10 protein-coding genes are annotated in these 15832 nt (G+C 47.3%); all 10 read right to left on the reverse strand.

Annotated elements, in window-relative coordinates; all coding sequences use genetic code 11:
• Nucleotides 1-212: 212 nt before the first annotated feature.
• Entirely contained in the window at nucleotides 213-875 is a 663-nt protein-coding gene (locus tag NST38_RS27540) for a ComF family protein (RefSeq protein WP_256720189.1), read from the reverse strand.
• A 306-nt stretch (nucleotides 876-1181) separates the two neighbouring features.
• Complete coding sequence (locus NST38_RS31695; protein ID WP_076254045.1) at nucleotides 1182-3065, reverse strand: helicase-related protein; 1884 nt, start codon at nucleotides 3063-3065, stop codon at nucleotides 1182-1184.
• A gap of 456 nt (nucleotides 3066-3521) precedes the next feature.
• Nucleotides 3522-3926: a hypothetical protein gene (locus NST38_RS27550; RefSeq protein ID WP_143781457.1), complete on the reverse strand. Its 405-nt coding sequence runs from the start codon at nucleotides 3924-3926 to the stop codon at nucleotides 3522-3524.
• Between the two features lie 330 nt (nucleotides 3927-4256).
• Nucleotides 4257-4979, reverse strand: coding sequence for a response regulator transcription factor (locus NST38_RS27555; RefSeq protein ID WP_026081439.1), 723 nt, complete (start codon nucleotides 4977-4979; stop codon nucleotides 4257-4259).
• Between the two features lie 7 nt (nucleotides 4980-4986).
• Nucleotides 4987-6147, reverse strand: coding sequence for a sensor histidine kinase (locus NST38_RS27560; protein ID WP_074092506.1), 1161 nt, complete (start codon nucleotides 6145-6147; stop codon nucleotides 4987-4989).
• 47 nt (nucleotides 6148-6194) lie between these two features.
• Nucleotides 6195-8918, reverse strand: a complete 2724-nt coding sequence (locus NST38_RS27565; protein ID WP_076254043.1) for a stalk domain-containing protein — start codon at nucleotides 8916-8918, stop codon at nucleotides 6195-6197.
• Nucleotides 8919-9190: 272 nt separating this feature from the next.
• On the reverse strand, nucleotides 9191-9901 hold the full coding sequence (locus NST38_RS27570) for a hypothetical protein (RefSeq protein ID WP_076254041.1): 711 nt from the start codon (nucleotides 9899-9901) through the stop codon (nucleotides 9191-9193).
• A gap of 104 nt (nucleotides 9902-10005) precedes the next feature.
• Nucleotides 10006-13827 carry an S-layer homology domain-containing protein gene (locus NST38_RS27575; RefSeq protein ID WP_076254040.1) on the reverse strand — a complete coding sequence of 1274 codons (3822 nt, stop codon included), beginning with the start codon at nucleotides 13825-13827 and terminating at the stop codon, nucleotides 10006-10008.
• A 208-nt stretch (nucleotides 13828-14035) separates the two neighbouring features.
• On the reverse strand, nucleotides 14036-15238 hold the full coding sequence (metK, locus tag NST38_RS27580) for a methionine adenosyltransferase (protein WP_076254038.1): 1203 nt from the start codon (nucleotides 15236-15238) through the stop codon (nucleotides 14036-14038).
• 255 nt (nucleotides 15239-15493) lie between these two features.
• Nucleotides 15494-15766, reverse strand: coding sequence for an alpha/beta-type small acid-soluble spore protein (locus NST38_RS27585; protein ID WP_076254036.1), 273 nt, complete (start codon nucleotides 15764-15766; stop codon nucleotides 15494-15496).
• Nucleotides 15767-15832: the final 66 nt, after the last annotated feature.

A 15832-nucleotide genomic window follows, 5' to 3' on the forward strand; every position in this document is an offset into this window, starting at 1 on the left:
TACATGTAAAAAATTTCTTATTACGCTTTCATTTATAATTTCATCAAACAACTATATTTCAAATGGAATAAATGGAATGGAGACACGCATTAACGTACCAATGATTAATAAAGGAACATACTTTCCTGTCTACTATTAATTATACAGTATAGATCACCCACCTAAAGTGGCTGAAGAATGCTGGACCGTCATTTATTACTTGGATTTACTTTCTAGGATCTTGCCAGTGTCAGGGTGTAAATCTCGACCGGAATCTCCATGTGGAAGCCAGCATTTAGAATAACCCGCCCACAAGCGTCCAAGGTGCTGCCTGTTGTATAGATATCATCAATCAGCAGGATCTGTATGGGTGTGGCATGCGATATGCCCATATGTGTTGGCAGATGAGATCCCTTGTATAGCTCTTCAATTAACTTCGTGCCATACAGGTTGATGGAAAAGGCGTTCTTCATCGTTTCAATACGCTCACCGCGTGATTTGAAGCTTTGTTTAGTGGTGTTGATCTGGCGCTGCAACAGATCTACGATGGGTAGGCGGCAGGCGGTGGCGAGCCCAGCAGCCAGCCGCTCCGCCTGATTGAAGCCACGCTCGGCCAGACGCTCGCTGCTCACCGGGACATAGGTGACCGCGTCAGGCCGCCATTGCGGCTTCATTTTTTGAGCAGGCGTGGCGATATGAGCCACGTGAGCTGGGGGTTCTTTTGCCAAAGCAGAATTTCGTTCTTCGCTCATCGCTTGAAAGGCTTGAATCAACAGCGCGGTTAAGAGCGGCGCGTATCTTTCATGACCTCTGAATTTGTACATGCCTATCCATTCTTTCATGAGAGCGTTGTACTGTACGGCGCTGCGGTTGGCGATAAAAGAACGGTTTTGCATGTGTGGACGAGCACAGTCCGGGCACCCAACACCCCGACCACAACGCAGGCAGCGGATAGAACGAATCCATGGAATCTGCTTCACACAACGTGGGCATATGCCCGGATAGATTGAAGACAGAATCGCTCGAGTACCACATGTTAAACAAGTCGCTCCCGGCGGGGCGAGCAGGTGATGGAGACGCTGGGTCAGGTGTTGCGCGTGATCGGTTATGTTGCTGAACCAGTTGAACATGGATGAGCAAACCTCCAGTCTTGGGAATGTATTGTGCAATGTGGATACGAACTTGTCAGATAACGATTAAGTTTAGGATGGTGGGTGCAGGTAGCCTTTGCGACGAGCGATGGTGTTCATTTTCCGAATTTGTGCAACGGCCTTCACCTGTGAACGTGTCCGACGAGATGATGCAAAAACCACTCTACCCGCTGGGTCATCCATGGAACGCCCTGCTCTACCCGCCATCTGGACCAGCGATGCTTCATCAAAGAGACCATTGTCTGCATCCAATATAAAGACGTCGCTACGTGGAATGGTAACGCCACGCTCCAAAATTGTGGTGGTTACGAGCAGACGAATTTTGCGTTCACGAAAGGCTATAACTTTGCTAGCGCGATCAGGGTCCTGAGATGAAGTTCCTTCGATATGGATTCCGGGAAAAGTACGACGCATTAGATTCACAAACGCCTCAATCTGGGCAATGCGTGTTACAAAGACAAATACCTGAGCGTCACGCTTCAATGAAATTTGGATGTTAGTCCTCAAGGCAGAAGGAAGATTTCGTTTCTTAATACATTCAGCAACGGTAACCATTTTGATCAATCTTGGCACGGGCAAAGGATGGCGGTGGAAACGTACTGGAACTTTGGCATGGGTTAGTTTCCCCTGTGCTGCTTCCCTCTGCAGCCGAGCTGGCGGTGTAGCAGATAGATAAACGAAATTCCCGTCTGGTTTACATGAGGATGCCGCCGCGTGAGCGAGCATGGGATCGTTGTGGTACGGGTAAGCATCCAGTTCGTCGATAATGACGAGATCAAACCCCTGATAAAAACGCATCAGTTGGTGTGTGGTCGCAAGCGTGAGCTGAGCGTCTTTCCAGCGTTCGTCACTGCCTCCGTAAAGGGTAGCGAGCGAGGTGTCCGGAAAAGCTTTCGCCAGGCGCGGGGCCAGTTCCAGTACCACATCCCTGCGCGGTGTAGCGACCAGCGCTCGTCCGCCACGATCCAATGTATGTTGGAGCAGTGGGAATATCATTTCCGTCTTGCCGGCCCCGGTCACGGCCCACAGCAAAAACCGCCCCGGCCCATCCCCTGCGGGTGGGCCGGCCAAAAACGCAAGCGCCGCGGCTGCTGCCGCGCTCTGCGCTGCGCTAAGCCCCCACCGGGCGAGCCCGCCGCCGGTGTGGGCCAAAGCCGTGCCACGCGGTGCTTCGCCGCGTCGTGGCACGCCCCCTTGCGCTGCGCTGCGTAGCAGCAGCGCACAAGCACGGCTGCGCCCCAGCGCGAGGCAAGCCTCGCAGTAGGCGCACGCCGCCAGGCCGCAGGCAGCGCAGGGCACGCGCTGCCTGGCTTCGCTGCCGCAACGGTGGCAGCGGGGCGCGCTCCGTGCGCGTCCTAGCCACGCGTGCCGACGGCGCGTGGCAGGCCCTTCGAGGGCGGCTGTGATACTCAGCCGCCCGTGCAAGCGCGCGAGCTGCGCAGCCGCGCGCCACTCCCTTGGCGGCTGGGCGGTATCCGCCAGCAACGCCTCCGCCTCGGCCGCCAGTAATTGGCGGCCGCTGATCCGCTCAGCCAGCAGGGCCGCGTCCCGCTCCAGCTGAGCCCACTGCCCGGCGGGATACGGCTCTGGCATCCCGCCTACCTGATTGCCACGCACAGCGGTACTTCCCGCTTTGCCCGCTATGCCTTTTCTGGCCTCTGTTTCCCCAGAGGCCAATTCATACACATCCAGCTTCCGTGCAAGATAACTCTGCCATTCGCGCTGGCCCCACTGATCCATACCTCGCTCCATCTCATAATGTTCAACCAACCAGGATGCCTGACTTAACGGTAACGCCTTGTCTAACAGCGACCAGCGCAGCACATGTCGCCCACTTCCTCCCTCCAGCCACCAAGCCACATCCACTCGAATATCGAGGGACAAGATCATGCTCCACCCTTCCCCTACACGGCACACATACAAAGCAACCTTCATTTACTCTCCTCCCCCATCGTACTTTCTCCTAAACGCAAAAAAAGCACATGCCAACCCGGCTGTTCGCCGGAGCATGTGCTTCATGTCCATATTCCATCTTCGTATGATTAATCTTACTTATCACTATACCAATTGAATCTCTACATCACAACATTAGTCACACAACATGATCCATCATAAAATTCTGCTAATAACCAGAATCTTTCTCTAAAATTGCGAAACTTTTTCCAATCTGAATCGTCTATACTTTTAAATTAAGAGTTCTGACTTCGAAAAGTTTATTTTAATACTCATGAACTCGTCAAAACCCAGACAATAACCATAGATTGCATAAAAACCCATTTTTAATTTAAAAGCAGACTTGGCTACAATTACAAAAAAAGACTACAGCTTCTGCTGTAATCTTTTCACTGTAGATCTGCGAAATGCTAATCCCATTTCCGTTCACATGATGATTTATTGCTCTGACTCACGCAAATCAATCAGGCGAAACGTGTGATCGGTCTGTGCTACCCGTTCAATATCAGCAGGGACAGCAGGCAGATAAGATGTCTCCATGCCTTGCCTTTGCATAAGCTTTTCAATAATCGTAATCGTTTCCGCTTCTGTCCGATCAGCAACAACGGTTAATCTGAAGCTCTTACCACGGTATAACAATTCCCGGCAAAGTTCTCTTACAATGCCTTCGATCCGCCCTGCCTGATTGGAAGGGATGAGCAGAATCTGCTCGAAACCTTCAGATTCCGGACGGGAAAGATGGCGCTGGTGCATGGCATGAACGGCCATTGCCGCCAGGAAGTATATGAGCAGAATCATAGTCAGATGAGCAACCATGGCAACTGCACCTCCTCGGAAGGTCATGCTCACCCATGGCGAACATCCCTGTATACAACAAGTATATGCTGTACTTCCTGAAGGGTTACACTTGCATTTCCTATCACTCATATTCCACGCTGATCGACACCGGACGAAGAAAGACAGGCCAGGTCATTCATTCACGCCTAAGCTTGAACATATGTTCCGCACAGCCTTACACTTTGCTCATTTGCAGTGATAAAGTCCATTAACCCGCAGACCAATCCAACATTCTGGAAAGGGCGCGAGTGAACACCAATCTATACTTCGTCTAGGTTGAATCAACCAATGGACTGACTTACCATAAGAATACTGCTTTACGAAAAACATAAGGTATTAGAGCGTAACCCAACCATATTTGATCGAATTGATAACAGCTTGAGTACGGTCGTCCACTTCCATCTTCTGCAGAATACTGCTGACATGGTTTTTTACTGTTTTTTCACTGATGAACAGGAATTCACCAATCATTTTATTGCTCTTACCTTCTGCCATCAAGCGAAGTACTTCAGCCTCACGACGTGTGAGCGGGTTATTGTCGCCAGCGACAAATTTAACACCTGCTTCCTTCGAAGCTCCTTCACTCATTGCCCCTGTTTCATTAAGATACGTCATACGACGCAGCTGCATGATCAGTTTGCCTGTTACTTTCGGATGTATGAACGCATGTCCTTCATGCACGGAACGAATCGCATTGATCAGAGACTCGGCCTCCATATCCTTCAGCAAGTATCCGTTAGCCCCTTTACGAAGCGTCTCAAACACATAACTTTCATCATCATGAATGGACAAGATAATTACTTTGACATCAGGGAACAGCTCACGCAATTTCTCCGTTGCTTCTACCCCATTTTCGATTGGCATGTTGATATCCATCAATACGATATCAGGTTTATCCTGATTGCAGAATTCGAGCACTTGAATACCATCGCCGCATTCGCCGATGACCTCAATGTCGTCCTCCATATTTAAAATGCGTTTCAGTCCCTCACGGAACAGCTGATGATCATCAGCCAAAAGAACTTTAATCGATGCTTTACCAGTATCACGGTTTTCCATCATCCTGCTACTCCTTTCCCTTATCCACGTTTGTCGGGATATGAATCACTATTTTGGTTCCTTGATTTTCTCCGGATTCAATCTCTATTCTTCCTTCTAACAGTTCAACCCGTTCTCTCATCCCAATCAGACCGAAGTGGGTATGATCCTTGCTTTTCTTGGCAAGAAGCTCCGGTTTGAACCCAAGCCCATTGTCCTGAACGACAATTTTGACGAGCTGAGCCTGGTATGTAATTTCCACTACAACATATGTGGGATAAGCATGCTTTGCAGCATTCGACAGACCTTCCTGCACGAGGCGGTAGATTGCAGCCTCCATGGCTGAAGATAAACGATGTTCCTTACCTCTTGTTTCAAAAAGCGACCGGATTTTCGTTTTTACCTCAAAATCCTGCACGTACTTCCGAAGCGTTGGAATCAGTCCCAGATCATCCAGTGCCATAGGACGCAGATTGAAAATAACTTTTCTCATTTCTTCAAGACTGGAACGAACCTGGCCTTTCAAATCTACTATTTCGGCCTGGACCATCTTAAAATCCTGCTTAATGAGCATTCTTTCTACAATTTCCGTCCTAAGCACTAGATTGGCGAGCATCTGCGCAGGCCCGTCATGAATCTCACGAGCAATACGTTTCCGCTCTTCTTCCTGGGCCAAAATTATTTTCAAACCAATCATTTGTCGATTTTTGGCAGATTCGATGATCCGGGTCACTTGACCCAGTTCACCTGACAGGTACTCGAGTACAACACCCATCTGCGAACCGATGGTCTCGGCACGCTCCACAGAAGCTTCCACATTTTTGGCACGCTTCTGCAGATCATCCCGACGAGCCTTCAGATACATTTCCTTCTCACGATAAATCATCAGATCCAGCTGCAGCTGTGTTGCTTTCTCGTACGCCTGCTTGATATCATGCTCGGAATAACGGACAAAGTCGCGGCTAACCTCAGTCAGCCGGATCCGGGAACGACGGTAGTTCAGCTCCAATTGATCTACTTTCTCGATCGTTTCCGCCGTCTCCTTCAGTACCGACTTTAACTCCTCGTTGAGTGTTTTCAGCTCATCGCGAGTTGCGTCCATGATCTCGAACATTTGATATTTGCTGTTTTCCATGACTTGTATGGCGTTTTTAATGACGCGGTCTATGGCATCGGCTTGTAAATCCACGTTTGTTCGACTCCATTTCTATCGTTTCCGGTATATATCATACCATATCACGATGAGATGGTAACGGTCTTCGTTTTCTGTTCCCATTTTACAGTCAGACCAAGTTGCTCGGAAACGAGTCTAAGTGGGACTAAAGTCCTGCCACCCGTTACGTATGGTGCAACAGTTGCGCTCTGTCTTTTACCATTCAGAATGAATTCTTTCTGCCCTACAACCAGATCAATCAGCTTGCCACCACGTAATACCGTGATCCGCTGATTTTTGCTATCCCAGCTTGCCTGACCACCAAAAGCGTCCAAAACATGTTTGATCGGCACATACGTTGTACCATTTTTCAGGACTGGTGCTGCATCAATGGCTTTTTTCGTTCCATTCACCGTCATCGATTTCTGTCCAAGCACAAGTGAGGCTGTCCCCGTAGGCAATCCAACTTCACTGGACTTGGAAGGCATTGTGAATGCGATGTTGTCAAAAGCAACCGTACCTGATTTCGCACGCTCATCCTGACCTTCCTCCACGTTCACCACATAGACCCGCTTCAGCTTCGCCGGATAGGCGATGTTCAGTCCGTTCAGGTCCACACTCAGCTTCTTCCACCCGTTCCAGTCAATTGCCTTGGCGAGATCGGCATATACCGTTTTGCCATTGGCATCCGTGAATTCGGCACGCAGCCAGTTCAGGCTTTTATCTCCCATAACATCCATCGACATCGATGTAGCTGCTGCAGATACCTCTCTACCGGTAGAACCATTCAGTTGTGCATAAGCGTACATTTTGCCTGTTCCAGCAGTCATATCATAACCGAGTTGCAGTACATTGGAGCCGACTTTTTCACCAGTTCCTGCTGTAACGGTTGCTGTACCAGTTACACCCGCTGCGTTCGTTGTGAAGTTAATCGGATAATTCACATTCTCGAAGTTCTCCCAGATCGTTTCGCTCGCAGAAGCCGAGAGTACCACGACTGTGCTGTAACCATCATAACGTCCAATCGCATATCCCACTTGTGCACCCGAATTGACGGAGGATACTGTTAATTGGTCAGCAGTAACTTTACCTTTGAATCCGATAAATTCCCATGTCAGCGAGTCTGCCGGAACCGTAACACTTTGTCCGCTCTTCGTTGTTGCCGTTACAGGAATGGACATCGTTGTGCCTGCTTTGAGCGAACCGAGACCTGATCCTGCTGTCAGGGAAGCCAATTCACTTCCCCCCAATACCGATACTTTAATGGAGGATGAAGCTCCATTGCTCGTTGCCGTCAACGTTGCTGTGCCTGGCTTCACGCCTTTGATCGTGCCATTGCTGACACTCACGATGCCGTTGTTGCTGGACTTCCAGGACATGCTGATATCGCCTGTTGCAATCGGGTTGTAGTAGGTGTCATATCCTTTGGCTGTGTACTTGCCCTCTTGTCCCACCAGCAACGTTTGGCTGCCACTTACAGCAAAGCCCTTCAGTTTACCTACAGGAGCCGTAGAGAACACACCCAGCGTGTTTACAACCTGACGTTGCTCGGTGCCATACTCTGTGTTGAACGTCAGACCAGCGGTCTGCTCACCTAACGGACGGGTTACCATCGTTGTGGAGCCGCCTCCGTCCAGGTTCATGCCTTTCCAGACACCCACACTGGTCATAAAGGATTGCAGTTCCGTCAGCGACATCCCGCTGCTGTTACTGTTTTTCTCCGCTGCGATGATGTAGACATACCGACCATCCTGGGAGTATCCTACTGCCGTTCTGGCACGAATGCCACCAATGCCGGAAGATGCGATATCACGGGAAAAGGAAGCTGCCTTTCCACCGTTCACCAAAATGGTATGACCGCCAATCATCATCTCCAGGTTACTCGGATCAACCGATTGCCCGGTTGTTTTGGCTTTTAACTTGTAATCCGCATCCAAGGTTTGGCCAACGGATAGATGGCTCATGATCCATGTCGCCGCTGTTCCATGCGCACGCAAAATGTACCCATCCTTCGGCACCGTCATGTTTAGCGCTTTTTTATCCGAGATTTGGGTGATTACTCCGTTCTGCACGAGAACCTCTGTTGGCGTTGTGGAAGGATCATTTGGTCGTTTGCTCGATGTCCATGCCGGTGTATAAATATACATCGAGTTGGCATGACTATACTTCACCGCACCCGACTCTACCGTATAATCCTCTTTATTTATCCCACGCAAAGCAAAGGTTGAACCATCCTGTGCCTTCACAGTTCCGTCAAAGGAATACTCGTCGATCATCGGTTTGCCATCCTTGGTCACCGTGAGGGCATACATGCCTGACAGTTCGGAAGGTGTGGAGACCAGAACGCCATCGGAGACCTGTCCACCAATTGGCGAGAGTTCCCCGGATACATTGAAGTAATCGCCATTTACAGCAGCTACTGCACCATTTTCCTTGGCCATGGCACCTGTGCTCTGTTTACTGTTCAGATTACCGCCCTTGCCTGTCATTACATCCAGCTTCACATACGGGTTCTGCAGATCCACCTGGACTACATCCGCCAGTACGTTGACCTTGGAACCGGAACGTGTTGTTGTATATCTGTATTTCATGAGCTTCGCACCCGAAGTCAGAATTTCTTCACTCAACTTGCTTGTATTTGTAGATGCTGCAGCGGCCACCGATTGCCACGAAGTGCCTGACCACATCTGCCCGCCTGCGCTCATCACCGGTGCAATCCAGATCACACCCGCCAGCGTCACAATCGCCCATTTCTTCACCTTACTGCCCTTAACGTCTTCCAGCTGTTTCTCATGTTTCCCCAGCATGTCTGAAACGTCTCTCCCATCTTGTATATCAATCTTAGACATCACGAACACTGCCAAGTAGGCAGCCGATAGCGAGATCTCTAGTATACTCTTCTATTAATAGACTGCTTTTTGTGGAAAAAGTTACGCCCCCAGCCAAGATTGAGGTATATATTGGTTAATCAATTCCATACGTTTCTGCTATGTAGTTAAACTAATCAAAAAATAGACTTCGTCTGTGCACGAGTAAGCACAACAGAAGTCCATTTATGATTCATATATTTCCTATTAACTTACAAGTCTTCTACCACAAATTCAATATCATTATAGTACCTCTGTAATGATAATTGGTTTCGACTCTCTAATACATTTTTCACCAATTCATGCGGTGATCGTCTAAATTTAGGATTACCAGCTATATTTTTTATCATCGGACCTTGTTCTTTAGTATACTCCCATTCTGCACCAAAACGTTTTATAATAATTTCCCCAAAACAAAAGCCTACCGAATATATCTCATTTTGATCTATTCCCTGTACTATCAACTCATCTAATATAACAATCGAACTTGGAACCTCTAACTTAATATGATTTGTCTCGACGAAATCATGCATAAAGTCAATCCACTCAGTGCCTAGGTAATTGGGTGGTGCGGGCGAAAGAGCCACTGCATGCTCTGCAAACCATTGCAAAGCGTATTTCTCTATGAGTTCACCAAAATAGTTAAGAATTTGATGCAGTTCTTCATTATTACGATATACATACCACTCATGAACCTTTCCTTCAGCAAGCTTTGTACTACTTATTGACTTAGAATCCGTTTGGAAAGTGCAACGAATGGCACATGATTCCCAATCACTTCTATCAATTTCTATAATTTCTTTAGAATAACCATTTCTAGATCTAACAAAAACCCAAGGATTAGACGAAGATTCTTGATAAACAAATGATAATTCTCGAATTCGTTCATATAATACTTTTTTGAGTATCTTAGTAATGTTCAAAAAAGTCACCCTTTCTATAAAACTTCAACTCTCTTTAGTCCTTTATCTAATTATATAAAAAGAACACCTCAAGAAATGAGCTTCCTTGAAGTGTCCCTATTAAATTATAGATATCCTAATTTGTCCAAAACCCGCTTCAACATGACTGCTGCCTGTGCACGAGTTGCATTTCCCTGAGGTTCAAATGTTCTGGCTGTCATGCCTTGAATGATTCCCTCCTGCACCGCTTTGGCAACAGAATCCTTGGACTGGATTTTGTTGCTGTCCTTGAACTTGGATAGAGTGGTAGCAGCGGAAGATTGAAGAGAGACTGTTTTCCCACCGTAGTTCATCGCACGTACCATCATAAGTGCCATCTGCTCACGCGTAATGGGGCGATCCGGCTTAAAGGTACCATCGGTATTTCCTGTAATGATTCCCGCTTCAGCAGCAGCACCGATATAGGCACTTGTCACACTACCGCTACGAACATCCTGGAAACGACTTGCTGCAGTAGGTTCTCCATTCAGTCCTAGACCTCTAGCGACCAATTCAGCAAATTCCGCACGTGTAATGTTCTCATTCGGTCGGTAGAAGGAACCACCCGGTGTGTTAATTATCCATTTGGCAGAGAGCTCCTTAATGACCTCACTAGCCCAGTGTGACGCCGTATCCGGATAACTAACGATGTTGTTAACAGGGACTACCGACTGATTGCCATTCAGCTGTCCTCGAACAACTACACCACCTGTCGTATTTTTAAAGGAACTAGGTACATTGGATAACCTAAACGTAACTGGATCGATATACGTAAATCCAGATGTTACACTCGGGGTATTGGCAGCCAATTGCATGGCCAGTTGGCTTTTGACATTCTGATCTACACGTTGATCGCTTGTTCCATTACCGGTATACAAATATACGTCCGTATAGTTGCCAAGCTTCTGCGCTCCTGCACCTGCAATCAAGCCTTCCATCGTCCCCGATGAAGACACAGGTACCGTCCCTAACTGAACGTATAAGGATGGAACTGCTGCTGCTGTCGTAGCACTTGTGTTTGACGTTCCTACACTCCGACTCATAGCCGCCATATCTAAATTAGACAGTGGCACCGTCCAGAGAAGATCGCCATATTTCACACCAATAGTGCCTGTGCGATAACTTGCAGCAATCTGAGTCAGTGCATTTAATGGGAATCCAACATACGCAGCCGATTCACTGTCCGGAATCTCAAATACCACCGGCTGAGTCAATTTCCCGTTTGCTCCAGCGTATTCAAAGGACTGAATCAACTTGGTTGCATCCACGTTGAATTGACGAGTCGGGCGATTATAGTGGGACATCGCAGATACAGCAGAAGCCGTAGTATTATTCATCACAAGTAAAGACTGACCATAGTTCAATGCATCCAATTCCGACAACCAGGAAGGACGGTTTCCCGACTGATTATTGTTCGAACTATTATTCGTCTGTTGTAACGTAAGTGGACCAAATGCTGTTATCGTGACATTCGACGCATCCCGTAACGGCAAAGCCCCAGGTACATAACTCACCGTTCCCGTCGGAGTAGCTGTCGATGTAACTGCTGAAGTATCCACTTTCAACGTCACCACAGTGCCAGAAGCTGAAGCAGACAATACAGTTGTGGTTGAATTACCAATCACTACACTGAACTGAGATGCTGTTAGTGCAGCCTGGGACTGGAGTGAATCACGGAAATTAATTTGAACCGTGTCTCCCTGAAGCGTAGCCGAAAGGATTTTGCCATTTCCATATGTGTACGTTACTGGAGTCAGATTGAGATATCCTGCTGGGTTATTGTTTAGATCCGTTAATCGCAATGCTCCAGGTACATATGATAACGATATATTTTGTGTATCTTTCACCGCTGAAGCCAGCGTTAACGTGACCAGATCATTTTCGATCTCGGAATCATTAACGAAGACTGGCTTACCATCGACCAGAACAGAATATTGGCTGTTGAGGGGTTTATTCGTCATGTTCAGTGGTTCATTGTAACGCACCCATAACTTGTTGCCACTCACCTCAGCACTCTTGAACTCAGGTGATTTGGTATCAATTGAATTGCGGACATAGAAGCCGCTGAATCCAGCAAGAGCCTGTCCACGTGTATCTTTTACAGGCCATGAACCTGGCGTGTATGCAACCTGAACGACTTCACCATCCGTAATGGATCGACTAAGATTCAATGTCACCACAGAGCTGCCATTGATCGATATGCTACTAATGCCTACAGCCGACTGATCCGCAGTTACACTGAATTGTCTTGCTGCATCACTTGAAGTGATATATACCGTCTCAGGGTAGTACAACGTAATTGTACTGTAATACACGTTACCTTCTCGCGGCTTGGACATAACAGAATCTAAACCGTTCTCCACATCTCTTGCGCCAAAAGCAGCCGCAGCATTGGAAGACTGATCTGTAAGACGATTACCTGTAGTACCGGGTGCATATGCGATTCGCACAACTTGTCCTACCGCTACACCCGTATCCAAGACAACATATACACTGTCACCTGAGATATAAGTGGAGCTGACGTTTCGATTCTCTCCATTCACGGTAACGGTATAACTGCTGCTCAGTGGGCTGATGCTGCTAAGCCACTTGTCGTACGTTAGACGAATCGTGTTGTTACTATGCATCTTGGCACTCTTAATTACAGGTATTGTTGTATCTCTGCTTAAGGTTTTGAAAGCCCATGATGTAGATCCATTCAAACCTGCGAATGTATTACCTGCTTGATCACGAAACGTATTGGCAGGAATATCGACAACATAGTTCATATTATTCTCTAATGTGCTTGTTGGCGTAATAATCAGTTGTCTGTTGTTCGAACTAAAGGTTGTCGTCGAATCAACGGTTGCTCCATTTGCTTTCTTGAGAATAGCTTGACCTGGGAAGCTACGGTCCAGTTCCTTGTTGAACGTCACTGTTAGGTTGCCCGACAAAGGCGCATTCGTGGTGCCATTGGTAGGAGACAAGGTGGACACCGTTAGGGAAGTTGGGTCCGACTGCACATTGAATCCCCAATCCATGCCGCTGATTCCACGGATGTCATTCCCCTGCTGATCTCGTAAAAAACCTTCAGGTATCACGATATAATATGTACTATTGTTATTGAAATTTTTTACAGGATCAATTGTAATCGTCTTAGTGCCAAGACCAGTAATTCGTGGTGATCCTTTAGACGTGATTGGAATTGCTTCAAATAAAGTTCCTGTTCCGCTCCCTTGATAAATTTGAAGTGTGCCTGCTCCAGCAACAACCGGTAGACTAAACGACACTGTCAGATGATCCGAAGGTTTCACCTGAACAGCTGCGTTCTGGGGTATCTTGCCTGTAACTGCCGGCAAGCCTATATTTTGAGTACTAAACGTCCACGCTTTGTTCAATAATCCTGGAAATAAAGTAAGATTCTCACCATCCATGTAAGCAAATGCATTTGCATCAATTTGAACGTAATATGTTCCACCAGGAAGAATATTTCCTTCTGGGAGTTGGATGCTTACAAATTTCCCTTCAGGTGGTGGTGAAGCTGTATCTTCTCCTGTAGACGGTTCGGTATCGTTCACAGGTACAGAAGGATTCGTGATTAACCCTAAGCTTTCAATCGTTACCAGTTCACTGGATACGTCTACAGAAACAACCTCTGAATCATCGTTGACACGTTTAATGGATATCTTACTTTCCGGACCGATTACTTTTGAAACCGGTCTCGCAAATTCAATACGTAACGGCAATGATCCATCGACGTTTTTGCCGTTCACCGCAGGAACAGTATTCGTTATTCCATTTGCACTTAATTCATTGGCCGCATATGCTTCCTGCTCGACTCCACTCCATCCCGTAAGCCAACCTTGAGCCGTCAACATAACAATTAAGATTCCGAGCATGCCTTTTCTTGCAATTCTCTTCAATTCCACTGATCTTCCCCCTTATCTGCATTTCTTCTCCTGTCTGATGTACAGACCTCATTATGTATTTCGGTTAGAGAAGGGATTTCATTTAGTTATTTGGGGATTTATACCATAATTTTTCCTTTGTCCATGACAAGCAGTGAAATCGATGGAAGCACAAAAAAGCCCTTAATTCCTTAACGGAATCAAGGGCTCCATTACTATTGCACCTAACTTACAGACCTGCTTGAGTTTTCAAAAGGTCTACTTTATCCACTTGCTCCCAAGGTACATCCAGGTCTGTACGGCCGAAGTGACCGTAAGCAGCGGTTTGTTTGTAAATTGGGCGACGCAGATCCAGCATACGAATGATGCCAGCCGGACGAAGATCAAAGTTGTTGCGCACAAGCTCAACCAATTTCTCTTCGCTGACTTTGCCTGTTCCGTATGTATCCACATTGATCGATACCGGGTTGGCTACACCAATCGCGTAAGCGAGCTGGATTTCCAATTTGTCTGCAAGACCTGCAGCAACAAGGTTTTTCGCTACGTAACGAGCTGCATATGCTGCTGAGCGGTCTACTTTTGTTGGATCTTTACCAGAGAACGCACCACCGCCGTGACGTGCATAACCGCCGTAGGTATCTACGATGATTTTACGTCCAGTAAGGCCTGCATCTCCCTGAGGTCCGCCAATAACGAAACGTCCTGTTGGGTTGATGAAATATTTAGTCTGCTCATCCAGCAATCCAGCTGGAACAACAGGCAAGATTACATGTTCTTTGATATCTTTTTGGATCTGCTCCAGCGTAGTCTCTTCAGCGTGCTGAGTAGACACAACGATTGTATCCACACGTACCGGTTTGTCACCGTCGTATTCAATCGTTACTTGCGTTTTACCATCCGGACGAAGATATTCCAATGTACCGTTCTTACGCACTTCCGCCAGACGACGCGCAATACGGTGGGACAGAGCGATTGGCAAAGGCATGAGTTCAGGTGTTTCGTTCGTTGCAAAACCGAACATCAGACCTTGGTCACCTGCACCAATGTTTTCTGTCTCACGAGCCATTTGTTCCGGGTCACGGTTCTCAAACGCTGCGTTAACGCCTTGGGCAATATCAGCAGACTGCTCATTCAGAGAAGTCAGAACTGCACAAGTGTTATAATCAAAACCGAACTGGGCATTGGTGTACCCAATTTCCTTAATTGTATTACGAACGATGGACGGAATGTCCACGTATTCAGAAGCTGAACTGATTTCACCGATGACAAGCACTAAGCCTGTGGCTACGGAAACTTCGCAAGCTACGCGAGCATTAGGATCGTTCGCCAGGAACGCGTCCAATACGGCGTCTGAGATCTGATCGCAGATTTTATCCGGATGTCCTTCAGTTACAGACTCCGATGTAAATAGATGCCGGCCTTTAACAGACATGAAGTTTCAACCTCCCATAACTAGTAGTATGGCGATTGCCCGAACAAAACATGACAGCGATTCGTTCACTGTACCCTCGAAGCTTTCCAAAATGGAATAAGGACGCAGGGTCCGCAGTACCGAAGATAAGGATTTTTCAGGTAATTGCCTCAAACGAAAATCAACCTTTCCCTAGTGGAAAAGGTTGCATACCTCAAGTGCCATCTTAACGTATTTGTCAAGACGTGTCAAACGAAATGGGGTAAGGAAAATGCCCTATAAGTGCTGTTCTGCCTGACGAATTAGCCTTTTGGTGATCTCTCCACCAACCGATCCATTCTCGCGGGAAGTCAGATGTCCCCACCCTTTGTATTGCCCATAGGAGTGATCACTCACTTTACCAAGTTCAGATCCAAATTCTGTATCCGCACCAGCTAAACCTCTGCCACCATAACCTACATTGAGACCAAACTCTGCAGCAATCTCATACTTCATCTGATCCAGCATTTGACGACTTTCGGGTACCACTTTGCGATTGCTTCTAGCCATGGTTCCTGCACCTCCATTAATTGATTGTCAACAGTTATAGAGTGAGCAGGAACAAGGTTGGCTAGC

Source organism: Paenibacillus sp. FSL H8-0104, from assembly GCF_038050215.1.
Classification (GTDB): Bacteria; Bacillota; Bacilli; order Paenibacillales; family Paenibacillaceae; genus Paenibacillus; species Paenibacillus amylolyticus.

Excerpts from the sequence above, each read along its gene's own strand:
- metK (WP_076254038.1), bottom strand. The coding sequence starts at position 15,238 with ATGTCTGTTAAAGGCCGGCATCTATTTACATCGGAGTCTGTAACTGAA.
- NST38_RS27585 (WP_076254036.1), bottom strand. The coding sequence starts at position 15,766 with ATGGCTAGAAGCAATCGCAAAGTGGTACCCGAAAGTCGTCAAATGCTG.
- NST38_RS27550 (WP_143781457.1), bottom strand. The coding sequence starts at position 3,926 with ATGACCTTCCGAGGAGGTGCAGTTGCCATGGTTGCTCATCTGACTATG.
- NST38_RS27540 (WP_256720189.1), bottom strand. The coding sequence starts at position 875 with ATGCAAAACCGTTCTTTTATCGCCAACCGCAGCGCCGTACAGTACAAC.
- NST38_RS27555 (WP_026081439.1), bottom strand. The coding sequence starts at position 4,979 with ATGGAAAACCGTGATACTGGTAAAGCATCGATTAAAGTTCTTTTGGCT.
- NST38_RS27565 (WP_076254043.1), bottom strand. The coding sequence starts at position 8,918 with ATGCTGGGGAAACATGAGAAACAGCTGGAAGACGTTAAGGGCAGTAAG.
- NST38_RS31695 (WP_076254045.1), bottom strand. The coding sequence starts at position 3,065 with ATGAAGGTTGCTTTGTATGTGTGCCGTGTAGGGGAAGGGTGGAGCATG.